The following is a 24943-nucleotide window of genomic DNA, read 5'->3' as shown; positions in this document are numbered from 1 at the left end:
TGGTTTATTTCCCCGAGGCCGGAGCGCCCGACCGATAAAGCTTGTAAGTAATACTGTCGATCAGCGCGGCGAAGGACGCATCAACGATATTAGGAGACACACCAACCGTGAACCAGCGTTTGTTGGTTTTATCGGTACTTTCGATCAGCACGCGGGTCACGGCCTCAGTACCCGAGGTGAGGATACGCACCTTGAAGTCAACAAGGCGGAGATCGTCGATAAAGTCGGAATATTTGCCCAAATCCTTGCGCAGCGCAGAATCAAGCGCATTGACCGGGCCATTTCCCTCCCCGACGGACATATAGCGTTCCCCGTCGATCATCAGCTTCACCACCGCATCGGAGACAGACAGAAGCTCCCCTTTTGCATTGTGACGCCGCTCCACCTGGACGCGGAAGCTTTCCACGTCGAAATATTTCGGCACCTGCCCCAGACGGCGACGGGCCATCAACTCGAAGCTGGCAAGCGCGCCGTCATAGGAGAAGCCATCGAACTCCCGCTGTTTCACTTCCTCTAACAGACGATCGACCTTCGGATCCTTTGGATCGATATCGAGACCAAAATCACGTAACTGGGCGAGGATGTTGGATCGACCTGCCTGATCAGAGACCAACAGATGCCGCTTGTTACCCACGAGGGAAGGTTCCACATGCTCATATGTCTTGGGGTCCTTCTCCACCGCCGAAACATGCAGGCCGCCCTTATGGGCAAAGGCAGACGACCCGACATAGGCCTGATGCCGGTTGGGAGAGCGATTGAGGATATCGTCGAGAAGTCGAGACACGGTAGTGACATTTTTCAGCCCCTCCTCCGTGATGCCTGTATCGACCATGGATTTGAACGGTTCCTTCAACACCAGCGACGGGATGAGGGAGATGATATTGGCATTGCCGCAACGCTCCCCAAGGCCGTTCAATGTGCCTTGCACCTGCCGCACGCCCGCCTTCACCGCCATCAAGGTATTAGCGACGGCGTTCTCGGTGTCGTTATGGGTATGGATACCAAGATGGCTGCCGGGGATATGCTCGATTACCTCGGTGACGATCCGCTCTACTTCATCGGGTAGCGTGCCGCCATTGGTATCGCAGAGCACCATCCAGCGGGCGCCCGCGCCGTAAGCCGCCTTCAGGCAGGCGAGCGCAAATTCCGGGTTCGATTTATAACCATCAAAGAAATGTTCTGCATCATACATGGCCTCCCGCCCCTGACGGACAATTTCGGCAATGCTGTCGGCGATCAGTTCGAGATTTTCTTCCTGCGTGATACCGAGGGCGACATCAACATGGAAATCCCACGCCTTGCCGACGATGCAGACGGCAGGCGTCTTGGCATCGAGAATGGCGCTGAGTCCCGGATCATTGGAAACACTGCGCCCCGGCCGCCGGGTCATGCCAAAGGCGGTAAAAGTGGCCCTTTCAAGTTTCGGCGGGTTCGCGAAAAAGGCAGTGTCCCCGGGGTTGGCGCCGGGCCAGCCCCCTTCCACATAGTCAATCCCGAGACCATCGAGCGCCATGGCAATATTCGTCTTGTCTTCGACACTGAAATCCACACCCTGCGTCTGCGCGCCGTCGCGCAGCGTTGTGTCAAAAAGATAAAGTCTTTCCCGTTCCATTACGCTCTCTTCCATGTGGTGCCGTTTGGGCCATCTTCGAGGACGACCTTCTTCTTTACAAGGTCGTCGCGTATTGCGTCCGCCTTTGCAAAATCTTTTTCTTTTTTTGCTTCAACCCGCGCCTGGATCAGCGCTTCAATCTCCTCTTCCGAGATATCGCCGCTGTCCGCTTTTTTAAACCAATCTTCCGGGGACTGTTGTAATAAACCCAAAAGGCGGCCTGAACCAAGCAGAAATCCCTTGATGCGCGCTTTCTCGGCCTCATCGGTCGCCTTATTTGCTTCTCCGGCGAGGGCATAAAGCTCGGTCAGGGCCTGCGGCGTGTTGAGGTCATCCTCAAGCGCGGCGATCACCCCGGCGGCAGGCTCGATCGGACCCGCCTCGACATTCTCAAGGTGCTGAAGGGCGGTGTAAAGCCGGTCGAGGCTGGCTTTTGCCCGCGTCACCCCTTCTGCCGTCCAGTCGAGCGGCTGGCGATACTGCGCGGAGAGCATGTTCAAGCGAAGCGCCTCCCCCGGTGCATCGGCCAGCAGTTCCCGCACGGTACGAAAATTGCCGAGGGATTTTGACATCTTGTCGCCCTCGACCGTCAGGAAGCCGTTATGCACCCAATAACGGGCGAATGGGGCGCCATCATGGGCGCAGCAGCTTTGCGCAACTTCATTTTCATGATGCGGGAAGATCAGATCGCGTCCGCCGCCATGGATGTCGAAGGTGATGCCGAGCGTTGCCTCGCTCATGACCGAACATTCGATATGCCAGCCGGGGCGACCGCGCCCGAAGGGGCTGTCCCATCCCGGCATATCATCGGTGGAGGGCTTCCAGAGAACGAAATCGGCCGGATCTTTCTTGTAAGGCGCGACCTCGACGCGGGCACCGGCGATCATATCGTCGCGGTTGCGGCCCGACAGCTTGCCGTAATCGGCCATGCTGGTCACATCGAAGAGCACATGGCCCTCCGCCTCATAGGCGTGGCCCTTCTTGATCAGTTTTTCGATCATCCGGATCATGCCGTCGATATGCTCTGTCGCACGGGGCTCGATATCCGGCGGAAGCGCGTTTAAGGCTGCCATATCCGCATGATAGGCCTCGGTCGTGCGGCGGGTGAGATCATCGATCGTTTCGCCGTTCTGTTCCGCTGCGGCGATGATCTTGTCTTCCACATCGGTGATATTGCGGACGTAGGTGAGCTTGTAGCCCTCATGCCGGAGCAGACGCGCCAGCACATCAAAGATGACGACCGGGCGCGCATTGCCAATATGGGCGAAGTCATAGACCGTCGGCCCGCAGACATACATGCCCACTTCCCCTTCTTTCAGGGGAACAAATTCTTCCTTTTTACGATGGGCTGTATTGTAAAGCTGCAGGGTCACTTTTCTTCCTTAAACTCAGTCGGTCTGTCCTGAAAGGCGGGCCAGTATATTTTCCCGGCCAATCAGGGGCAACAGATTGTTCATTTCCGGTCCGTGAGGCCGTCCGGTCAGCGCGAGACGGAGCGGCATGAAGAGTGCCTTTCCCTTCGCGCCGGTCTTTTCCTTGATGGCGGTCGTCCAGGATTTCCAGCTGTCCGTGGTGATTTCCCCTTCCGGCAACAGGTCTGCCGCCGTGTTCAGGAAATCCGCATCCTCCACCACCGGGGTCATCGGTCCCGTGACCACCTGCCACCAGTCTTTCGCGTCCTTCAGTGTGGTAAGATTGCCGCGAATGGCGAGCCAGAAAGCCTCATCCGCACCATCAATGGCGATCCGGTCCTTCACCTCGGTCCATTCCAGCTCATGGAGGAGCTTGGCATTCAGGTTGGAAAGTTCCGCCGGATCGAATTTCGCGGCCGCTCGGCTGAAATGGGTGATGTCGAACCCGGCGACAATATCCGCAAGGGTGTGGCGGATTTCGACATTGTCGGAGGTACCGAGACGGGCCAGCAGGCTGTTAAGCGCCATGGCCTCGATCCCGTTTTCGCGCATTTCACGCAGGCTCTGGCTCCCTTCGCGTTTGGAGAGCGGCTCCCCGCCCGGCCCGGTCAACAACGGGATATGGCCGAAGGTCGGCACGCGCGCGCCCAATGCCTCAAATATCTGGATATGCAGTGCCGTATTGCTCACATGATCCTCCCCGCGGATGACATGGCTGATTTCAAAATCAATGTCATCGACAACGGACGGCATATGATAGAGCGGCCGCCCGTCAGAACGGATCAGGACCGGATCCGACATGCTCGCACCGTCAACCTCAACGGTCCCGCGTACCATGTCTTCCCAGCGGATGACGACCTGTTCGAGCTTGAAACGCCAATGTGGTTTACGACCCTCGGCCTCAAATTTTGCCTTGTCTTCCTCGGTCAGGTTCAGCGCTGCCCGGTCATAAATCGGCGGTAGCTTGCGGGCAAGCTGGCGCTTGCGTTTGTAATCCAGCTCCTCTCCCGTTTCATAGCAGGGATAGATCCGCCCGGCAGTCTTTAGTGTCTCAAAGGCGGCAGTATAGGCATCGCTTCGGTCCGACTGCTTCTTCAGTTCCGACCAATCCAGTCCGAGCCATTTAAGATCTTCCTGGATGGCTTCGGCGAATTCTACGGTCGATCGTTCCTCGTCCGTGTCATCGAGACGGAGGATCATCTCCCCGCCTTCTTTCCTGGCCGTTAACCAGTTGATCAGAGCGAGCCGGGCATTGCCGACATGCAGAAATCCCGTAGGACTCGGCGCAAATCTTAGTCTTGTCATTATCGCTTATCCCTAAAGGCGTTAGTGATCGGATAGCGTCGATCACGACCGAAACTCTTTGTGGAAATCTTGACGCCGGGCGGTGCCTGACGGCGTTTATACTCGGCGATATAAAGCAGGTTCTGGATGCGGGCGATGGTATGGGCCTCAAACCCGGCCTCCACCAGTTCCGCGAAGGATTTTTCCTCTTCCACCAACCCGTAAAGAATCCCGTCGAGAATATCATACGGCGGCAGGCTGTCCTCGTCCTTCTGATCCTCGCGCAGTTCGGCGGTCGGCGGCTTGGAAATCACATTCTGCGGCATCACCGGCCCCGGCGCCCCCTTGAACAATGGGGAGAAATTCGCATTCCGCCATTCCGACAGCCTGAAGCAAGTAGTTTTGTAGACATCCTTGAGCACCGAATAGCCGCCGCACATATCGCCATAGAGGGTCGCATAGCCAACAGACATCTCAGATTTGTTGCCGGTAGTCAGGACCATATGCCCGAGCTTGTTGGATAGCGCCATAAGGGTCATACCCCTAATCCTCGACTGGATATTCTCTTCCGTGATATCCGGCTCCAGCCCGGCGAAAGGTTCCTGCAACATCACGTCAAAGGCCTCAACGGCAGGTGCGATGGATATACTGTCCAGCTTGACATTGAGAAGCGCTGCACATTCCGCTGCATCATTCAGACTCTCTGTCGAGGTATATTTCGACGGCATCATGACGCAGTGAACCCGCTCCGCCCCTAGGGCATCGACGGCAACCGCGGCGCTCAAGGCACTATCTATCCCGCCCGACAGGCCAAGAACGACGCCCGGGAACCGGTTCTTCTCCACATAATCCTTCAGGCCCAGCACCATAGCGTGATAGATCTGGTCCAGTTCGTCGCCCGGCTCTATTATTTCCTCGGTTTCGCAAACCCAGCCATTCTCTTTGCGGTACCAGTCTGTAATGACGAGGCTTTCTTTCCAGCTTGGCATCTGAACGGTGAGTGACCGGTCGCCATTCATGACGAATGACGCACCGTCGAAGACAAGCTCATCCTGCCCGCCGATCTGGTTGAGATAAACGAGGGGCAGGCCCGTCTCTGTCACCCGATGCACCGCGTGATTAAGCCTCTCATCGGGCTTCCTATGATCAAAGGGGCTGCCATTGGGAACAATCAGCATCTCTGCGCCGGTCTCGGCAAGACACTCGGCAACGTCCGTAAACCACATGTCTTCGCAGATCATCACTCCAAGGCGGACGCCCTTAAAGGGGATCGGCCCGGGAAGCGGCCCGGCCTCAAAAACCCGGACTTCATCGAAAACGCCGTAATTTGGCAGTTTATTCTTGAACCGACGGGCGGAGATTTTCCCGTTCTCAAGCAGGCAAACAGCGTTATAGAGCTTGCCCTCCTCGACCATTGGCGCACTCATCAGCATGGCCGGCCCGCCATCAAGGGTCAATTCGGCCAGATCCTCCATTGCCTTCTGCACTGCCCGCTGAAAGGCCGGTTTTTCCACCAGGTCCTCTGGCGGGTAGCCGGTCAGAAAAAGCTCCGGGTACACAATGATATCCGCACCGAAGGCTTCCGCCTCTTCACGGAAGGCCCTGGCCAGGGTAACATTACCGTCAATATTCCCAAGCGTCGGGTTCGCCTGTGCCAGTGCAATTTTCAAATGATCAGTCATGACGGTTTTCTAACCCGCCTTGACGCGCTCAGCAATCTCTAGATCGCTTTTTCCGATGAAAAGCTGCTAAAAAATTGTAATTCAGGGATTATTCGTGCCGAGCGCCGGGCCGTCATCCATGATTTCCGTCTGTTCGATATCCTCTTCGTCCCCCGACTCTCCTTCGCTATAGGCGGGCGGCTCGTCATTGACCCATTCTTCCGTTTCCGGGTTAAGCGTAGCGACCGCCGCACCGGCACGGACCGGCATGGCAACGAAGGGACCCTGATCCTCCATCGGCATGGCCCGGTTCATCTGCATCCGGTAAATGGCAAATAATCCAATCGCGATATGGGCCACTGCAATCCAGGCGAAGAAAACCTCGCTACCAATAAGTGACATTAACTGGCCGACAATCAACGGTCCGAAAATCGCGCCAACGCCATTGACAAACATCAGGCCGCTGCTGGCGGCAACCATTTTATCCGGTTCCAGATAATCATTTGTATAAGCGATGCAGAGCGAATAGAGCGGGACAGAAAATCCGCCAAACAACCCTACTGCCCCCAGGAAGAGCAAAAAGTTGCCTGTCTCCCCTGCGTAGAGCGCAAGTAATGCAGCACCGCCACTTAACATTGTCGTGATCATCAGGATTAAGCGGCGATCAAACCGGTCCGAGAATCGCCCGACCGGCCATTGCAGAATGACGCCGCCCATGATTGACACACTGATAAAACTGGAGATTTGTGCAACCGACAGACCAATATTATCGCCATATACCGCCGCCATGCCGTAAAAGGCACCGCCGATAACACCCTGTGCGCACATGCCGACAACACCGAGCGGGGAAATTTTATAAAGTTCTTTTAGCTTGAGTCGGGTGCTGGCCGTGAAGTTGGGCGCCGGGTTCGCAGTCAGCGCCATCGGGATCAGCGCCAGCGAAACCAGCACGGAGACAAAGATAAAGAGCGAGTATCCCCCCGGATCCGCCACGTTCAGGAAGACCTGACCGAATGCCATGCCGCCCATCATGATAATCATGTAAACCGAAAGGAGTTGGCCGCGAGTTTCATTGGTTGCGGCGTCATTCAGCCAGCTTTCGCAGACAATATAGAGCCCCGCGAAAGCAAAACCGGTAACAAGCCGCATCATGCCCCAGACGATGGGATCAACGAACACCACATAGATAAGCGCCGCGGACGACGCGAGCGACGCCAACGCCGCAAAAACGCGGACATGGCCGACATTGGCCAGAATTTTGGGCGTGATAATCGACCCGAACAGGAAGCCAAGGTAATAGGCGGACATGACGAAACCGGTGATGGCGGCAGGGAATCCCTCCAGCGACGCACGGATACCGACAAGGCTCAGTTGCAGACCGTTTCCGATCATCAGCAGGCCCAACCCTAACAGGAGCGGCCAGGAATTTAATACAGCAGCGTACATGGCCAACCAATCAAAAAAAGGGGCTTACATTTTCTCCGCTTTTGATCATAAATACGGCATCCCGCCAATCGAAAAGCGACACATCCTATCCTAAAAAGGCAGCGTTAGCGCTTTTCCTTCTTTATCAGGAATTCCCGGCCCACTTTAACGCCCGGAACACCATCATAGGAAATAATATCGGCAGTAGCATAGGTTTCCGGCCAGATCTCCGGCAGGAACGACCCTGTTCCAACGACATCGATCGGCGCTTTCATATTGCCCATGATCCGGCATTTATCAACCGAGAAACCAGACGAGGCAACAATCTTGACCTTCTCAAAGCCCGCGTCATCGAGTTTTTCGCGCATCGAGTATATTGCGGCCGCCGAGACCCCGGTCCCGACCAGCCATTTCAATTCCTGCTCCGACCGGTATTGCCGGATACCGCGCGGCATATGCCGTTCCAACACCGCATATGATGTCGCGGGGTCCAGCCCCTCGATAAAGCGGCCGCCATGGGTATCCATGCGCACGGACATTTTTCCAGCCGCGACCATTTCGGGAAAATGGGCACAGGCTTCAAGGGCATCGGTCACTTCCTTGCCGAAATAATCAACAAGAACAGTGAGTGGATCGTCAGGAAAGCTTTCGTGAAACATTTCCGCCGCGCGCAGGGTGCTTCCGGCATAGCCGATAAGCGCATGCGGCATTGTGCCGAGGCCCTTGTCATTTCCGAAGTAATGGGCGGTTGAATTATTCGCATTACCAATGAATCCGATGGCACCCAATTCCTTCTGCGCGGCACGGCTGCCGACCGAAGCCGCATAGGCCATCATATCGGCCATCTCGCTTCCGGCGCAGTGACGGGCATCCATAGCCAGGAATTTTACCTCGGGCAGATGCGAACACATGGCAAAAGCATTATAGGCGGTAACGCAGGCCGAACCAAGTTTCTGCAAATAAAGAGTTTCAAGGTCCACGAGATCATGAAAACTGCCGGTGATGTAGACTAGGGGTTCACCCGCGCCAACCCAGTCCCCTTCCTCGAAGCAGGGCTCAATCTTGAAACTGCGGTCGCGCATTTTTGCAACGCTCTCCAGCCAGTCGAGCATGATGCGCGGGCAGAAGATAACCGGACGCCGCATAAAAACCGCGTAAGTCACTGTTTTATCGCCAAACTGCCCAATGACGCGTTTCGTTTTATTAAAATACTGGTCCGTATGGTTGGCGATGGCGCTATCCACCGCCTCCCGCTTGGCAACTGGCGTTTGACTGGTCATATGCGTCGAAGATTACGAGGCGGCTGCAATTGCCGTCCCGTTTCCCCTTTCTTTTTTGATCATTTCGGAAATTAGAAACGCTAATTCCAGGGCCTGGTTGGCATTGAGCCGCGGATCGCAGGCAGTATGATACCGGTCGCTGAGCCCTTCCTCGGTCACCTCGAAAGCGCCGCCGATACATTCCGTGACATTCTGGCCGGTCATCTCGAAATGCACGCCACCGGCGTAGGAGCCTTCTGCCTGATGCACATCAAAGAACTGCCGCACTTCCGTCAGGATACGGTCGACAGGACGGGTCTTGTAACCGGTGGAGGACTTGATCGTATTGCCATGCATCGGATCGCAGGACCAGACGACCGTCCGCCCTTCCCGCTCCACCTTACGGATCAGCTCCGGCAGGTGTTTTTCGACATTGTCCGCGCCGAAACGGCAGATAACTGTCATCCGCCCCGCCTCATTCTCCGGGTTCAGCTCATCAATCAGGCGTAAGAGGCCATCTGCAGATTGCGTCGGGCCAGCCTTGACGCCAATCGGGTTAGAAACACCCCGCAGGAACTCCACATGTGCTTCGTCCGGATCACGGGTACGGTCACCAATCCACAGCATATGCGCGGAGGTGTCGTAATAATCGCCCGAGGTGCTGTCGATACGGGTCAGGGACTGTTCATACGGCAGCAGCAGTGCCTCATGCGATGTATAAAAATCCGTCCGCCCCATTTCCGGGGTGTTGGTTGAGGAGACACCACAGGCGTCCATGAAGGCGAGCGCATCATGGATACGATCCGCCATTTCGCGGTAGCGGTCCCCTTGAGCCCCGCTGGCGACAAATCCCATGTTCCAGCTGTGAACCTGATGCAGGTCGGCATAGCCACCCTGTGAGAAGGCGCGGAGCAGGTTAAGGGTCGACGCCGCCTGAGAGTAGGCTTTCAGCATCCGCGCGGGATCGGGAATGCGGGCGGCTTCGTCGAATTCGAAACCGTTGATGATGTCACCGCGATAGCTTGGTAATTCGGTGCCGCCAATCGTTTCAGTATCGGAGGAGCGCGGCTTGGCGAACTGCCCGGCAAGGCGGCCGACCTTCACGATCGGGCAGTTTGCACCGAAGGTCAGGACAACAGCCATCTGCAGCAGCACCTTAAAGGTGTCGCGAATGGTATTCGGGTGGAATTCAGCGAAGCTTTCGGCGCAGTCGCCGCCCTGAAGAAGAAAAGCACGGCCGTTGGCCACGTCTGCAAGTTTTTTCTTAAGGCTTCTCGCCTCACCTGCAAATACGAGCGGTGGAAATGAACTTAACTCTTTCTCAACCGCTTCAACGGCCTGGATGTCCGGATATGTCGGCAGCTGGCGTACAGGTTTTTGTCTCCAGCTTTCAGGGGTCCAGGTTTTAGACATCGCAATATTCCTTAAATCTCATTCGCTCAAAGAGCTATTATCTACAGCCTTTTACGGTTTTCGCAATGGATAACCGGCCTTTTTTCGACTTTTAGGTCAAAAAAAGCGCCAGCTTTCCACTTAATTTGTGACATAGGGTCCGCCTCAGCTGGCGACAAATTTCTCCCGCATGGTGACGATTTCCTCGGCAAGTGACGGATGCACACCCACAGTGGCGTCAAATTGCGCCTTCGTTGCCTTGCATTTGAGGGCAATGCCAACGGCCTGGATTATCTCCGCTGCGTCCCCGCCGACAATATGCGCGCCGACGACAATATCACTCTCCTGACTGACGATCAGCTTGACGAAGGCCTTCTCCGTGCCACCGGTCAGGGTCTGCTTCATCGGGCGGAACTCGGATTTATAGATATCGACCTTGCCATAAATCTCCCGCGCCTCCTCCTCGGTCAGACCGACGGTACCGACTTGTGGCTGGGAAAAGACGGCTGAAGGGACATTTTCGTGATCCATTGCCCGCGGGCGACCACCGAAAACCGTCTCTGCAAAGGCCATGCCCTCATGAATGGCGACAGGGGTTAGCGCAATCCGGTCCGTGACATCACCCACGGCATAGATGTTATCCACCGTCGTCTGCGAATCCGGCGCAACTTTCACCGCGCCGTTATCCTTCAATTCAACGCCGATGTCCTCAAGGCCGAGCCCCGCCGTATTGGGGCGGCGGCCCGTGGCATACATGATCGCGTCGGTTTCCAGCACATCGCCATCCTCCAGCGTGACCTTCAGGCCGCTCTCGGTTTTCTCGATTTTTGCCGGGTTTGAATGGGTGCGAAGGTTAATGCCCTTCTTCTGAATTTCACTGGCAAGAAAATTCTGCACATCCGCATCAAAGCCGCGTAGAATCTGGGTGCTCCGGTATAGTTGTGTTACTTCCGCGCCGAGACCGTTGAAAATACCGGCAAACTCGACGGCGATATAGCCGCCGCCAACGACGATCACGCGTGTCGGGAATTCCTCCAGATGCAGCGCCTCATTAGAGGAAATGGCATGCTCAATTCCCGGCACATCCGGCATAACCGGCGCACCGCCCGTGGCAATCAGGATATATTTCGCCGTGATTTCCTTATCACCGACACGTACCGTATTGCGATCAACCAGTGTTGCACGTCCCTGGTACAGCTCGACATTATTGTTGTCGAGGATCGTGTGATAGATGCGGTTAAGCCGGTCGATTTCCTTGTCCTTGTTGGCGATCAGCTTTTCCCAGGAATGGCTCGTCTCCCCGACGGTCCAGCCATAGGCGGCCGCATCCTCGAAATCCTCCGAGAAATGGCTCGCATAGACCAACAGTTTCTTCGGTACGCAGCCACGAATGACGCAGGTGCCGCCAACCCGAAACTCTTCGGCAATCGCCACCTTGGCGCCGAGGCTGGATGAAATGCGCGAGGCGCGTACACCACCGGAGCCTGCCCCGATGACAAAAAGGTCGTAATCGAATTCCACTTTATTCTTCCTATTTCGAATGCCAATGCGGCATCTGGTTGGCGCGGCCCCAGAAGTTGTCCCGGCGATCAGCTATTGATGCCACCGATACACATGTATTTAATCTCCAGATAGTCATCAATACCGTATTTTGAACCCTCTCGCCCAATTCCGGACTGTTTAACACCGCCAAAAGGCGCAACTTCAGTCGAGATTATACCCGTATTAATGCCAACAATCCCATATTCCAATGCCTCGCTCACCCGCCAGATGCGGCCAATATCGCGAGCGCAGAGATAGGCGGCAAGACCAAATTCCGTATCATTCGCCATGGCGATAACATCGGCCTCATCCGTGAAGGTGAAGATCGGCGCCATAGGGCCGAAAGTTTCTTCTTTCGCAACTTTCATCTCCTGCGTCACACCAGTCAGGATGGTCGGCTCAAAAAAGGTCTGACCAAGGGAGTGGCGATGTCCGCCAACCGCCAGGGCCGCCCCCTTACCCAACGCATCCTTGATATGATCCTCCACCTTCTCGACGGCGGCTTCGGTGATCAGAGGGCCTTGCATCACGCCGTCCTCAAGGCCGTTGCCGACTTTAATGTCCTTTACCCGCTCAATCAGCTTCGCAACAAATGCATCCTGGATGTTGTCCTGTACATAGAGGCGGTTGGCGCAGACACAGGTCTGCCCGGCATTGCGGTATTTGCTGGCAATCGCGGCCTCAACCGCTTCATCGATGTTCGCATCATCAAAGACGATGAAGGGCGCATTGCCGCCAAGTTCCATGGAGGTTTTCTTGACCGTTCCCGCGCATTGCTCCATCAGCAGCTTACCGACGGCAGTCGAGCCCGTGAAGGTCAGCTTGGCCACGATGGGATTGGATGTCATTTCCTTACCGATGGCCTGTGCATCGCCCGTCACAATACCGAGAATACCGGCGGGGATACCCGCCCGCTCTGCCAGCACGGCCATGGCAAAGGCGGAATAAGGGGTCAATTCCGCGGGCTTGATCACCATCGGGCAACCTGCGGCAAGTGCCGGCGCAGCCTTTCGCGTAATCATGGCAATGGGGAAGTTCCAAGGCGTAATCGCAACAGTGACGCCAATTGGCTGCTTGATCACGACAATGCGTTTATCGTTCTGATGTTCCGGGATGGTATCGCCATAAATACGTTTGCCTTCCTCGGCAAACCATTCGATAAAGGATGCGGCATAGGCCACCTCGCCCTTTGCCTCAGCCAGCGGCTTGCCCATCTCGACCGTCATGATTTTTGCGAGGTCGTCGGTGTTCTCCAGCATCAGGTCATGCCATTTACGCAGGATATTCGCCCGCTCCTTCGCGGTCTTGCCGGCCCATCCGGGCATCGCAGCTTTTGCTGCCTCGATTGCGCGGCGGGTCTCATCCGCACACATCAGGGGGGCCGTACCAATCACTTCACCAGTCGCGGGATTAGTTACCTCCAACGTTTTTCCGCTATCTGCATCGCACCATTTTCCGGCCACAAGTCCCTGCATCCGCAACAGGTCGGGATCTTTCAGGTTGAGCGGATTGGTGTTTTTGTCCAGCATGGTGAACTCCTTGGTTCCAAATTTATGTAACACGCGGCCTTCGTCGCATTAATTGAGGCCGGAGTTTATGCCACAATATCCAATAGTCAATCAACGATCCTTAACGTATTCTTGATTTTACATGTTGAGTTTAGTTGAAAATTAGGACGTTGCGCCGTAATCTAGGTTGAAGAATAACATATTAGGGGGAATTGCTGTGGCGAGTGGGTCCAAGAAAGTCATATACGCGGCGCTTCTCGGCAACAGCCTGATTGCGGTCTCCAAATTTATAGCCGCCAGCATTACCGGCAGTTCCGCCATGATAAGCGAGGGGGTGCACTCGCTTGTTGATACCGGCAATCAGGTGCTGATGCTACATGGTCTCAGGAGAGCCAAGAAACAGCCCGACCAAAAGCATCCTTTCGGCTATGGGATGGAGCTTTACTTCTGGTCCTTCGTTGTTGCCATCCTGATATTCGCGCTGGGATCGGGCATTTCCCTGTACGAGGGGATCAAACATATCCGCAACCCGGAGGTTATCACCGATCCGACCTGGAATTATGTCGTGCTGGGTCTCGCGATAATTTTTGAAGGTTGGGCCTGGAGTGTGGCCTATATAGAGTTTCAGAAGGTTAAAGGCGATCGTGGTCTCTGGGAGGAGGTACGTCGCAGCAAGGATCCCACCATCTTTACAATTCTGTTTGAGGATACGGCTGCAATGCTCGGTCTGATCACCGCGCTTGTCGGTATTTTCTTTGCCCAGCACCTCGGTATCCCCGAACTGGACGGGGTGGCATCGGTCGTTATCGCAGCTATCCTGGCAGGAGTGGCTGTCCTTCTTTCCATTGAATGCAAAGGCCTGCTGATAGGTGAAAGCGCCGGCACGGTGGTGACTGAAGGGATCCGGGAGATCTTGCGGGACAACGGCCGGATTCTCAGTGTTAATGAACTGCTCACCATGCATCTGGGACCGACGGATATCCTGGTGAACGTCAGCCTTGATTTTGCAGACAGCATGTCCTCCTCCGAAGTGGAAGAAATGATCAGCGACATGGAGACACGCATCAAAAAGCAGTTTCCTAATGTCAAACGCGTCTTTATCGAGGCGCAAAGCTTCCTCTCTCACAATCGCTCGATATCAGAATAAAAAGGAAAAGCCCAAAGTGGATGTGAAAGTACAGACAGTAGAAGAAGAACCCCGATCAGATAATTTCAAAAAGGTTGTTCGCCTGGACGCCCAGTCGGAAAATGACTTCAAGACATCAACTGTCCGCAAGCTGTATCAATGGTGGGATGGCCATAAACCCCACCTACCGGCGCGTGAGGATTTCGATATTTCCCGTCACTGGTCGATTGCCTCCTCCCTCTACCTGATCGAGGCAATCTCGCCCGGGCAGTATCTGCATCGGCTAAACGGGGAAAATGTTGTCAGCATTATCGGCGTTTCGCTGCGCGGGCACGCCATTTCCGTCAACAGTCCGCTGCCTGAACTGCGCCGCCTTGCGACTTATCTCGATGGTCTTGTAGAACAGAAAAAACCCGGACGATGCACCGGAATTGTCGAGTATCTCGGCGTGGAGAATACCAATTTTGAAACCGTTGATTGTCCGCTTCTGCGGAAAGACGGAAGTGTCGGCTTTATTCTCGGGGCGCTTTCCCTGGTTGACTGAAATTGTAGCCTGGATCGCAACCTGAGAAGGAATTGGCGCCATAAAACCGCCGTTTATTCAAAAAATGTAATAAAAGATACCTGAACTAGCCAAAATGAGCTTGATTTTAGCTCTCCAAGGTTTCAGAATTATCGAATATACAAGTATTGAGAATAAGTTAGAGAAGGATTTAGGAAATCCGCAACACTGTTCAGGACGTTGATACCTGACCTGTGAGTGCGGTGGCTTGTAGTGACGGCCTAATTGGAAATCAGAGACAACTGCATAGGATCCTCCGCCCTTCAGGTAACGCGCCCGGTTATTTTACCTGAGCCGGAATAGAATACAGGAGTTGATATGTTCCTATTATCGCAAATACTCAAACGCCTTATCAAGCAGGGACAGCTGACGGTTTATGATGCGGACGGCAAGGAACATTTTTACAAGGGATCCGAGCCCGGCCCGAGCCTTAAAATCCGCCTTCATTCTAGAAAAGTAGCCCGCAAAATCGCGATCTATCCCAAGCTGTTCCTGGGCGAAGCCTATATGGAAGGTGATCTCACACTTGACGAAGGCGATATATATGACCTTCTCGATCTATTCACCATAAACCTCGGTTGGGGCTCCCGGCATCCACTCGTCAATATTGGCGATTTCGCCTATCGATTCTACTGGTTTTTCAATCAGTTCAACCCGAAAAGCCGCTCGCTGAAAAACGTCGCCCATCACTATGATTTGAGCGATGACTTTTATGAGCTGTTCCTCGATGAGAACCGTCAGTACTCCTGCGCCTACTTCAAGGCACCGGAGGATAGCCTCGAACTGGCGCAGCTTCAAAAAATGGCCCATATCGCCGCCAAATTAGCCCTGAAACCGGGGCAAAAGGTGCTGGATATTGGCTGTGGCTGGGGCGGCATGGCACGTTTTCTGGCCGAAAATGCCAATGTCAATGTCACCGGTATAACCCTCTCAAAAAACCAGCTGGCCTATGCGCAGGAGAAAGCGAAACAGACAGGGCTCTCGACCAAGGTCGATTACCGTCTAACGGATTATCGGGACGTGAAGGAGAAATTCGACCGGATCGTTTCTGTTGGTATGTTCGAGCATGTGGGCGTTCCCCACTACGCAGAATACTTCCGGAAGGTGAAATCGATCCTGACGGATGACGGCGTTGCACTGATCCATACCATTGGCACTGCCGATCGCCCCTCGCCCACAAATGCCTGGGTACAAAAGTATATCTTCCCCGGCGGTTATATCCCGCCACTCTCGCAAGTCATGCCATCCATTGAAAAAGCCGGGCTTTATGTCACGGATGTCGAGGTTCTCCGTCTCCATTACGCAAAAACACTGCGCGCCTGGCGTGAGCGCTTTCATGAAAAGATAGACACAGTGCGCGAAATCTATGATGACCGCTTTTGCCGGATGTGGGACTTTTACCTCTCGGCGAGTGAGGTGTCCTTCCGCAACAGCGGGCTGGTTGTCTTCCAGATCCAGCTCGCCAAGCAGCTCGAAGATCTACCGCTCACCCGTAATTATATTACCGAAATTGAGGAAAACGACCTCAATCCCGCCCGTATCGCGGCGGAGTAACCCTTACTCAACCGTAACCGATTTCGCGAGGTTGCGGGGCTGATCGACGTCAGTGCCTTTCAGGACAGCAACGTGATAGGCCAGAATCTGCACTGGAATCGCATAGAGGATCGGGGCGACAAACGGGTCCACCGTCGGCAGCTCGATTGAGCCTAATGCACGCCCGCCAAGCTGCTTGATCCCTTCAGCGTCGGACAGGAAGATCACCCGCGCATTCCGCGCCATCACTTCCTGCATATTGGAGGCGGTTTTCTCGAAATACGGATCGCTTGGTGCCACAACAATCACCGGTACCATCTCGTCAATCAGGGCGATGGGACCATGCTTGAGTTCGCCGGCCGCATAGCCTTCCGCATGAATGTAGGAAATCTCCTTGAGCTTCAACGCCCCTTCAAGAGCGATGGGATAGCCAGTGCCACGGCCGATATAGAGGACGTCGCGCGCCTCGAATATTTCCTCGGCAAGCGCCTTAATATTTTCGTCACTATCGAGGATTTCAGCAGCCCGCGCCGGCACCTCGGACAGCGCCGCACAGAGACGCGCCTCCTCCTCATGGTTGATGACGCCACGTTTGACCCCGGCATCGATGGCGATACAGGCAAGCGTGACCAGTTGGCAGGTAAAAGCCTTTGTGGAGGCCACGCCAATTTCCGGCCCGGCCTGGGTATGGAAGACAAAATCGGATTCCCGGCCCATGGAGCTTTCTTCCACATTCACGATAGAGGCTATATGCTGGCCGTTTGCCTTCGCATATTTAAGCGCCGCGAGGGTATCGGCTGTCTCCCCCGATTGCGAGATAAAGAGCGCGAGCCCGCCTTTCTTGAGCGGCATCTGGCGATAACGGAACTCGGAGGCAATATCCACTTCTACATTGAGATCCGCGATCCCCTCGAACCAGTATTTCGCGATCATCCCCGCATAAAAGGAGGTGCCGCAGGCAACAATGGTCACTTTCGGCAACTCGTTCCAGTCAAACGGCAGATCGGGCAATGTAATTGTCCGGCTTTTCGGGTTGAAGAAGGCATTCAGCGTCTCCCCCATCACTGCCGGCTGTTCCGCGATTTCCTTCATCATGAAATGGCGGTGATTACCCTTGCCGATCATCGCGCCGGAGAGCTGTGTCTGCTTGATCGGTCGTTCGACCTGTGTTCCCTCCTTGTCATAAAAGGTTGCGCCATCGCGGGTGAGCACAGCCCAGTCGTCTTCTTCCAGATAGGAGATCCGCACAGTCAGCGGCGCGAGGGCGAGCGCGTCGGAACCCAGAAACATTTCGCCGTCACCCCAGCCAACCGCAAGCGGGGCGCCGCGCCGGGCACCGATCATCAGGTTGTCATGGTTCTTGAAGATGACCGCGAGGGAAAACGCCCCGTGCAATTGTTTGAGCGCTGCGGCCATGGCCTCTTCCGGTGCTTTGCCATCGTCAATATAGCTGGAGATTAGTTGCGCCGCGATTTCTGTATCGGTCTCGGATTCAAATTTATAGCCCTTGCCCGTCAGTTCGTCAGCCAGTTCGCGGTAATTCTCAATAATACCGTTATGGACGAGCGCGATCTGCTCGGTCATATGCGGATGGGCGTTGACCTCATTCGGCACCCCATGGGTCGCCCAGCGGGTATGGCCAATCCCGGCCAGCCCTGTCAGGCCGTTGACGTCCAGGACCTTTTCAAGGTTTACAAGCTTGCCTTCGGCACGGCGACGATCGATGCCGCCTTCAGTCAGGGTTGCGATCCCGGCGCTATCATAGCCCCGATATTCGAGACGCTTCAGCCCACCAATCAGTGAGGGCACCACATCCTTCTTGCCGAGAACCCCGATAATTCCACACATATTTCGATAACCTTATAATAAAATCAATATACTAGCGTTATTTTTTGACTTTTTTCTTCAAGTCACGAAAACGCTTTGCCCAGCCGGGCTTCTGTTTTTCTTCCGCCCGCTCGATCCCGAGCGCGTCGGCCGCCACATTCTTCGAAACCGTGCTGCCAGCCCCGATAATCGCGCCATCGCCGATTTTCACCGGTGCAACCAACGCGGAGTTGGAGCCGATAAAGGCCCCGGCCCCGATATCGGTCTTGAACTTGTCATAGCCGTCGTAGTTGCAGGTAATGGTGCCGGCGCCGATATTGGCCTCCGCGCCGACGCGCGCATCCCCGATATAGGAGAGATGGCTAACTTTCGCCCCCCTCTCTATTTGTGATTTCTTCACTTCGACAAAATTACCGATCTTTACGTCGCTCGCGATATCCGCACCGGGACGCAGCCGAGCGAAGGGACCGATCTGTGCCGCCTCCCCGATGGTTGTTCCTTCCAGGTGACTATAGGCCTTAATGCGAACATTGTCGCCGACGGTGACGCCGGGGCCAAAAAAGACGCCGGGCTCAATCACTACGTCGCGCCCGAGTTTCGTATCATGACTGAACCAAACTGTCTCCGGATCGATCAGGGTTGCACCCGCCGTCATTGCCGCCGCACGCCAGCGTTGTTGCGCAATTGCCTCGGCTTCGGCAAGCTGGGCACGGTTGTTGACACCGAGCAGTTCCTCCTCCTCGCCCTTCACATAGGCACATGTCAGGCCCCGTTTGATCGCAATCTCGACAATATCGGTGAGGTAATATTCGCCCTTGGCATTCTTGTTGTCGACCGCCTTGATGAGGTCGGCCAAATGCGCAGCATTGATCGCCATAACTCCGGAATTACAGAGTCTTACAGCGCGCTCCTCCGCGTTTGCATCAGCAAATTCGACAATCGCGGTGAGGTTCCCGTTCGCGTCCGTGACAAACCGGCCATACTCCAGCGGATCATCCGGCTCGAACCCGAGCACCACCACGGCGCATTTATCGCTTGCGCGGCGTTTATCGATCATTTTCTGAAGGGTCCCTACCTCGATCAGCGGGGTATCGCCATAAAGGATCAGCACATCGCCATCAAAGCCTTCAAGCGCTTCAAGGGCAGCAGCCACCGCATGTCCGGTCCCAAGTGCTTCTTTCTGGATGGCAATTTCCGCGGGCGCAACTTCTTTTTGCACTGTATCCATGTTCGGTGACGTCACCACTACGACTTTCGCAGGATCAAGCGCGCCCACCGTACCCAACAAATGGGAAATCATCGGACGCCCCCCAACTTCATGCATGACCTTGGGTTTGGCCGATTTCATGCGGGTTCCGGCTCCGGCGGCGAGGACAACGGCGGCAATGGACGACATATCTTTACTCGTTTTTCAGCTAACTTGACTAGACTCAGGCTTAAATAACACCTAACCCTACAAGATAAACAAATAAAAAAATGTTACCGGATTTTACATAGATGCAAGAAATCACAATAATTTTCGATCTCGACGGCACTATAGTGGATACTGCGCCAGACCTTCACGGGGCCCTCAATCATTCCTTAAGGCGCGCCGGGCGGGACATAATCGACCTTGAACATGTCCGCCATATGGTTGGCCGCGGCGCGCGCGTGCTGCTGGAACGAGGCCTGGAAGCCACCGGCGGATTGCCGGAAAGCGAGCGATTTGAAGAGCTTGTGGAAGATTTCTTTACCTACTATCAGGAACATCTAAGTGACCAGAGTCGCCCCTTTGAAGGGGTGGTCGAGGCGCTTGAGACCTTCCGGGACGCGGGCGCCGTGATGGGGGTTTGCACCAACAAGCCGATGCGCTTTGCAAAAGACCTGCTGATTGATCTCAATCTCGCCCAGTATTTCAAGGCAACCACCGGCGGTGATAGTTTCAAGGTGCGCAAACCCGATGCCGGCCATATTATCGGCACACTGGAAGCGATGGGGCATAACGGCGGCCGGGCTTATATGATCGGCGACAGTATTTCCGATATCGATGCCGCCCATAACGCGGGCATCCCCTGTATCGCGGTCAGCTATGGCTATACGGAGACGCCGGTGCATAAACTTGGCCCCGATTACATCATAGATCACTTTAACGAGCTGGTGCCATTAATCCGGCAGATCGGTTAGCTATTCGTCTTTAAAGAGTGGGAGAGCGGCGATTTTCTTGCCGGACGGGATTTGCCGTTTCTTGATCCATTCGGCGATATCTCGCCAGACGACAGGCCCCTGCAGATCGCGCATCAGCATATGCCAGCCATTTTCATAGAGCACGATATCGCTGCCCGGCGGGAGTTCGGCGGCGATTTTCTCGATCGGCTCCTTCGGAATAAGCTGATCATTCTCCCCATAGAGCAGCAGGGTCGGCAGCGTGATATCCTTTGCGGCGTCATAGGCGGCATCCATGATATTGACGAGGCCATAGACGCTGTCGATGCGGGTTTCCTTGATAAAGAGCGGGTCCTCTGAGAGGTTTCGCAGCATGGAGATATTGTCGGATGCTTGAATACCGAGGCCCTGCCCGGTTAACTTGACATCAGGAAAAGTATGCGCCGCCGTCCAGAGAACCGCCTGATAGAAGGGATTGAGAGCCTGCCAGCCCCAGACCGCCGGGGCCGACAGGATCACGCCATCCACCTTTGGAAACCCCTCCGATGTGACCGCCGTGATCAACACTGCGCCGCCCATGCTCTCGCCCAGAAGATACACCGGTTTGCCTTGGTATTTCTCTCGCGTCTCCTCAACTATTGTGGCGAGATCCCGGACCATCAGTTCCTGCCCCGGCCAGATGCCGAAATTCGGCGCCTCCCCGAAACCGCGCTGATCATAGGCGATGGTGGTCAGCCCCTCCCCGATCCACCAGCTGCCAGGAAAGGCATAGGTGTTACTGTAATCATTAAAGCCATGAACCGCTATTATGATAGCGACCGGATCGCCTGAGGCTTCCCAGATCTTGACGGGAATCTTTTCGCCGTCCGGAGTCTGTAAATATTGACCGTTGAGTTCTGCCTCCATACTCGCCGGACCAACCTGCTGCACCACCGGCGAACAGGCGGAGAGGAAAAGCACGGCTAGCCCTAGAGGTGACAGATATCGAAAGAACGTCTTCATATACCTCATCCGATAAGCTCCCGAACCCTTTGTTGTAAATGAGGAATTATGTCCATCTCAAACCACTTATTTTTTTTCATCCAGCCCTGAACCCGCCAACTCGGATGCGGCAGCGGCAGGATATCGGGGGTAAAGTCACGAAAGCTGGCCACTGTTTCTGTCAGGTTTTTCTTACGACGGGATGACAGGTAATATTTATGGGCATATTGACCAACGGCAAGCGTCAGCTTGATATTTTTAAGCTCCGGTATCAGACGCGGATGCCAGGTTTTCGCGCATTCAGGCCGGGGTGGTGCGTCCCCGCCGCTCTTTTGCTTGCCCGGATAACAAAACCCCTGCGGCACGATGGCAAAATTCTTCGGGTTATAGAACGTGTCCTTATCTACACCAAGCCAGTCACGAAGCCGATCGCCAGATGGATCATCCCAGGGAATGCCGCTCTCATGAACTTTGGTGCCAGGCGCCTGCCCCGCAATCAGGATCGGGGCGTCTGCATCCGCAATAAGCACCGGCCGGGGGCCGAGCGGTATATACGCCTCGCATATCCGGCAGGCGCGAATTTCGGTGAGGAGAGGTGCCAGCGGATCATTCATTTCCGTCATCCAGCCTTTCCCCGCGTGATTAACTGATGTGGTGCATCAGATCCTTGATCAACAGGCTCTGATCTGGCCGGGGTCGATGCAGGACAAGCCCGTTTGGTGGCGACTCCTGCCAGTCATGTTCAGTTTTTATTGTTATTTTAGAACCTTTTACAACGCAAATCTCATTATTAACTTTAAATATTTCCCCATCCTCCCCTTGAGCATAACAGGCGGGACTTGCGAGGCCGATTGTCCGGCCCCGCATCGCCAGCCAACTTGCGGCTTGCGCCCCCTGAAGGATGAGGAAAGGATCATTCACCCTTGAAGTTCCCCGGGCGTTTTTCGAAAAAGGCATTAATGGCCTCTTCATGGTCCTTCGTGTGATGGGAAGCCGCCTGGAAGGCCGCCGACATTTCCAGCAGGCTGTCGAGGCGCATATGCTCCCCTTCGCGCAGGAGTTTCTTGGACATGCGAAGCGCATGGGGCGGGTTCGCCGCGATGCGTTTGGCAAGGTCCGTTGCCGCCGTCATCAGGTCCGCATCCTCCACAACGTTGGAGACAAGGCCCCAGTCGAGTGCCGTTGCCGCATCAATCATGTCACCGGTGAAGGTCAGTTCCGCAGCGCGGCTGCGCCCGATGACCCGCGGCAGGAACCAGGCCCCGCCATCCCCCGGAATAATGCCGAGCTTCACGAAACTTTCCGCAAACTTGGCGGACTTTCCGGCAATACGGATATCGCACATGCAGGCAAGATCGCAGCCTGCGCCGACCGCCGGGCCGTTTACAGCGGCGATAGTCGGGACTTCAAGGTCATAGAAGGCCAGCGGGATTTTCTGGATGCCGTGACGATAGCCTTGGCGCAATTCGGCCGGTGTCCCGGCGAACAGCCCTTCCTTGTCGCGCATATGCTTGACGTTGCCGCCAGCAGAGAAGGCCTTGCCCGCCCCGGTCAGGATCACACAGCGTACGCTGTTGTCTTTGTTGATACGGTCCGCCGCACTCAGGAATGCGTCGAAGATGATATCATCGGAGAGGGCATTGCGCTCCTCTGGCCGATTGATCGTGAGGGTTACGACTCCCCCATCTTGTTCATATAAAAGAGCTTCAGTCATGACGGGTAAGCTACTCAATTGCCCACGAAATGGGAAGCGGGAATCGCGCCTGAAATCATTTATTACAACGTTCCTCAGGCCGTTCGCCCGTAAAAGGTCATCTGGGCTTCCTTCGAGAGGGCAATGCCGGGTTCCGTATTATAGGCGAGAACCGCCAGCATGCGGGTGCGCGTGCCCTCATTCGGTGTCACCCTGTGCATGGCATTCCGGCCGCGAAACAGGACGAGATCGCCAGCGTCCAGAGAGAGACGCTTGACGGCTGTCCGCCCGTCGAGCACATCGGCGACGCCGTCAAAATTCATGTCACCGGCATCGGCATCGCGTAGGGCGCTGACATATTCAAACTCCCCGCCACTGGTTGCGGGCTGGACCATCAGCGTGATCGCGAAGGAGGAATTATCGAAATGCCAGCCCAGCTCCTGCCCCGTTTCCGCATAATGCAGATTGACCGAGGAAAGCGGGTCCGCATAGTTATAAAGCGTTGTCTCTCCCAGAATATCGCAGAGAAACTCCCTGAACTCCGGCGCGTCATAGAGCGTCCGCAACGGGGAAGCCTCGGGCAGGGCATCATCGGTGATGCAGCCCTTTGACGAGATGACCATGCGGTTGCGCGTATGGTCGGCCGGATATGCGGGATCGGTCGCGCTGAGATAGACCGTATGCTCCTCCCGTTTTGCATAGACCTTATCTCGATTAGCCTCCCCTTCCGCAAAGATCGCGTCAATCGCGGCCTTCGTCGCGAATTGCGGGAGGACCAGTACGCCTTCCTTATTAAGCCTGTCGCGGCAGGCCGCCCGAAATGCGGGATCATTGATCGGGTGAAGCGTAAAATCCACTATCTTTTCAAGGTTCATCATATTCTCCTCCCTCCTTCGGACATCCCGCAATAACTGGTCAGCGGCGGGCGACGGGACCGAATTATTTTCTATACCCTGAAGGTAACAATATCCATCCTGTTGTCACCGGAAAACTTGACAACTTTCATGAATGAGGCGACGGTTTCTACAAAAAAGAGGGTTTCCCTCATAAAAAACAATCAAGGAATGTAGATGTCAGCGCCAATTTCCCCCACAACCGACGTCACTCCCTATAAGGGTATAGTCCTGTTTTGTACGGCGGTTTTCCTGTTTGCGGTGATGGATTCCTTTGCCAAGTACGCGGGGCAAACTTACTCGCCGCTTCAGGTGGTCTGGGCCAGGTGCTTTTTCCATATCGTCCTGCTGATCCTCTTTCTCGGGCCAATCCATGGGCTCAATCTAATCCGGACGAATAATCTTAAAATACAGATCCTGCGGTCGATGCTGCTGCTGGGCGCGACAATCTGCATCTTTACAGCGATCAAGTATATTCCGCTCGCCGATGCCGGCGCCATTGCGGCGACCTCTCCGCTCTTTGTGATCCTGCTCTCTGTCCTGCTGCTGAAAGAAAAAATCAGCCTGCGCCGCTGGTGTGCGGTCGGTGTGGGATTCGCAGGCGCAATGATTGTGCTAAGGCCGGGTCTGTCCATGGTTCATCCGGCGATGTTCCTGGTGGTGCTGATGTCGCTTTTCTACGCGCTCTATCAGTTGACAACACGCTTCCTCTCCGGTGTCGACAGTTCGGTGACAACGGCGTTCTATTCCGTACTGGTCGGGACGATCGTGATGAGTTTTGTGATGCCCTTTGTCTGGATTATGCCGGATCTCGAGGGATGGATCCTGTTGGCGATCGTCGGATTTCTCGGCGGTGTCAGCCATTTTATCATGATCGTCGCCTTCAAATATACCGCGGCTTCCACCGTCGCGCCGTTTAACTACACCCAGTTGATCTGGATGGCGGTGATCGGCTATCTGGCCTTTGGCAACCTGCCGGACGGCATGACGATTCTCGGTGCGGCGATTATTGTGGGCAGCGGTCTTTACATCATCCATCGGGAGCGACAGACGACGCGCAAAACGGACCCGTTGGTCGGCTGACGAGCCAA

The 24943-nt window shown here is 55.1% G+C and carries 21 protein-coding genes; 5 read left to right on the top strand and 16 right to left on the bottom strand.

Annotation, left to right across the window (positions count from 1 at the left end; all coding sequences use genetic code 11):
- Positions 1-4 precede the first annotated feature (4 nt).
- From cimA to gabD, 9 genes are all read right to left on the bottom strand, one after another.
- Complete coding sequence (cimA, locus tag GQE98_RS06730) at positions 5-1612, bottom strand: citramalate synthase (RefSeq protein ID WP_161314921.1); 1608 nt, start codon at positions 1610-1612, stop codon at positions 5-7.
- Positions 1612-2985, bottom strand: coding sequence for a cysteine--tRNA ligase (gene cysS, locus GQE98_RS06725; protein ID WP_161314920.1), 1374 nt, complete (start codon positions 2983-2985; stop codon positions 1612-1614). The genes cimA and cysS overlap by 1 nt, the downstream gene beginning before the upstream one ends.
- A gap of 15 nt (positions 2986-3000) precedes the next feature.
- Positions 3001-4329 carry a glutamate--tRNA ligase gene (gene gltX / locus GQE98_RS06720; RefSeq protein ID WP_161314919.1) on the bottom strand — a complete coding sequence of 443 codons (1329 nt, stop codon included), beginning with the start codon at positions 4327-4329 and terminating at the stop codon, positions 3001-3003.
- Positions 4329-5990 (bottom strand): NAD+ synthase, encoded by a 1662-nt coding sequence (locus GQE98_RS06715; protein WP_161314918.1) that lies wholly within the window; start codon positions 5988-5990, stop codon positions 4329-4331. Before GQE98_RS06715 ends, gltX begins: the two co-directional genes overlap by 1 nt.
- Before the next feature lie 81 nt (positions 5991-6071).
- A complete protein-coding gene (locus GQE98_RS06710) occupies positions 6072-7361 on the bottom strand; it encodes an MFS transporter (protein WP_161314917.1) in 1290 nt (429 codons plus the stop codon).
- Between the two features lie 158 nt (positions 7362-7519).
- The gene (locus GQE98_RS06705; protein ID WP_161314916.1) at positions 7520-8674 is read right to left on the bottom strand and encodes a nicotinate phosphoribosyltransferase; all 1155 of its coding nucleotides are present in this window, start codon (positions 8672-8674) and stop codon (positions 7520-7522) included.
- A gap of 12 nt (positions 8675-8686) precedes the next feature.
- Positions 8687-10066 (bottom strand): class II 3-deoxy-7-phosphoheptulonate synthase, encoded by a 1380-nt coding sequence (locus GQE98_RS06700; protein WP_161314915.1) that lies wholly within the window; start codon positions 10064-10066, stop codon positions 8687-8689.
- Between the two features lie 144 nt (positions 10067-10210).
- The gene (gene gor / locus GQE98_RS06695) at positions 10211-11566 is read right to left on the bottom strand and encodes a glutathione-disulfide reductase (RefSeq protein WP_161314914.1); all 1356 of its coding nucleotides are present in this window, start codon (positions 11564-11566) and stop codon (positions 10211-10213) included.
- Positions 11567-11634: 68 nt separating this feature from the next.
- Positions 11635-13116 (bottom strand): NADP-dependent succinate-semialdehyde dehydrogenase, encoded by a 1482-nt coding sequence (gene gabD / locus GQE98_RS06690; protein ID WP_161314913.1) that lies wholly within the window; start codon positions 13114-13116, stop codon positions 11635-11637.
- Between the two features lie 196 nt (positions 13117-13312).
- Here gabD and GQE98_RS06685 point away from each other — a divergent pair, with 196 nt between their 5' ends.
- From GQE98_RS06685 to GQE98_RS06675, 3 genes are all read left to right on the top strand, one after another.
- On the top strand, positions 13313-14242 hold the full coding sequence (locus GQE98_RS06685) for a cation diffusion facilitator family transporter (RefSeq protein ID WP_161314912.1): 930 nt from the start codon (positions 13313-13315) through the stop codon (positions 14240-14242).
- A gap of 16 nt (positions 14243-14258) precedes the next feature.
- Entirely contained in the window at positions 14259-14765 is a 507-nt protein-coding gene (locus GQE98_RS06680; protein ID WP_161314911.1) for a PAS domain-containing protein, read from the top strand.
- A 336-nt stretch (positions 14766-15101) separates the two neighbouring features.
- Positions 15102-16337, top strand: a complete 1236-nt coding sequence (locus GQE98_RS06675) for an SAM-dependent methyltransferase (RefSeq protein ID WP_161314910.1) — start codon at positions 15102-15104, stop codon at positions 16335-16337.
- A gap of 3 nt (positions 16338-16340) precedes the next feature.
- Here the strand turns inward: GQE98_RS06675 and glmS are convergent, their stop codons facing one another.
- Together glmS and glmU are read right to left on the bottom strand one after the other, a co-directional pair.
- The gene (glmS, locus tag GQE98_RS06670) at positions 16341-18164 is read right to left on the bottom strand and encodes a glutamine--fructose-6-phosphate transaminase (isomerizing) (RefSeq protein WP_161314909.1); all 1824 of its coding nucleotides are present in this window, start codon (positions 18162-18164) and stop codon (positions 16341-16343) included.
- A 37-nt stretch (positions 18165-18201) separates the two neighbouring features.
- Entirely contained in the window at positions 18202-19539 is a 1338-nt protein-coding gene (gene glmU / locus GQE98_RS06665) for a bifunctional UDP-N-acetylglucosamine diphosphorylase/glucosamine-1-phosphate N-acetyltransferase GlmU (protein ID WP_161314908.1), read from the bottom strand.
- Between the two features lie 101 nt (positions 19540-19640).
- On the opposite strand from glmU, the gene gph reads away from it, so the two are divergent.
- A complete protein-coding gene (gene gph / locus GQE98_RS06660; RefSeq protein WP_161314907.1) occupies positions 19641-20306 on the top strand; it encodes a phosphoglycolate phosphatase in 666 nt (221 codons plus the stop codon).
- On the opposite strand, the gene GQE98_RS06655 is transcribed toward gph, so the two are convergent.
- From GQE98_RS06655 to GQE98_RS06635, 5 genes are all read right to left on the bottom strand, one after another.
- Positions 20307-21296, bottom strand: coding sequence for an alpha/beta hydrolase (locus tag GQE98_RS06655; protein ID WP_161314906.1), 990 nt, complete (start codon positions 21294-21296; stop codon positions 20307-20309).
- Entirely contained in the window at positions 21293-21889 is a 597-nt protein-coding gene (locus GQE98_RS06650) for a uracil-DNA glycosylase family protein (protein ID WP_161314905.1), read from the bottom strand. The genes GQE98_RS06655 and GQE98_RS06650 overlap by 4 nt, the downstream gene beginning before the upstream one ends.
- A gap of 19 nt (positions 21890-21908) precedes the next feature.
- Positions 21909-22187, bottom strand: a complete 279-nt coding sequence (locus GQE98_RS06645; protein ID WP_161314904.1) for a hypothetical protein — start codon at positions 22185-22187, stop codon at positions 21909-21911.
- Positions 22180-22980 carry a crotonase/enoyl-CoA hydratase family protein gene (locus GQE98_RS06640; protein WP_161314903.1) on the bottom strand — a complete coding sequence of 267 codons (801 nt, stop codon included), beginning with the start codon at positions 22978-22980 and terminating at the stop codon, positions 22180-22182. Before GQE98_RS06640 ends, GQE98_RS06645 begins: the two co-directional genes overlap by 8 nt.
- Positions 22981-23054: 74 nt before the next feature.
- The gene (locus GQE98_RS06635; RefSeq protein ID WP_161314902.1) at positions 23055-23837 is read right to left on the bottom strand and encodes a HalD/BesD family halogenase; all 783 of its coding nucleotides are present in this window, start codon (positions 23835-23837) and stop codon (positions 23055-23057) included.
- Positions 23838-24029: 192 nt separating this feature from the next.
- Between GQE98_RS06635 and GQE98_RS06630 the strand changes: the two genes are divergently transcribed.
- Entirely contained in the window at positions 24030-24935 is a 906-nt protein-coding gene (locus tag GQE98_RS06630) for a DMT family transporter (RefSeq protein ID WP_161314901.1), read from the top strand.
- Positions 24936-24943: the final 8 nt, after the last annotated feature.

This window comes from Sneathiella litorea (genome assembly GCF_009882915.1).
GTDB classification, from domain to species: Bacteria; Pseudomonadota; Alphaproteobacteria; order Sneathiellales; family Sneathiellaceae; genus Sneathiella; species Sneathiella litorea.
Note: the sequence above shows the minus strand (reverse complement) of the source record. Positions and strands in the feature narration are given on the sequence as shown.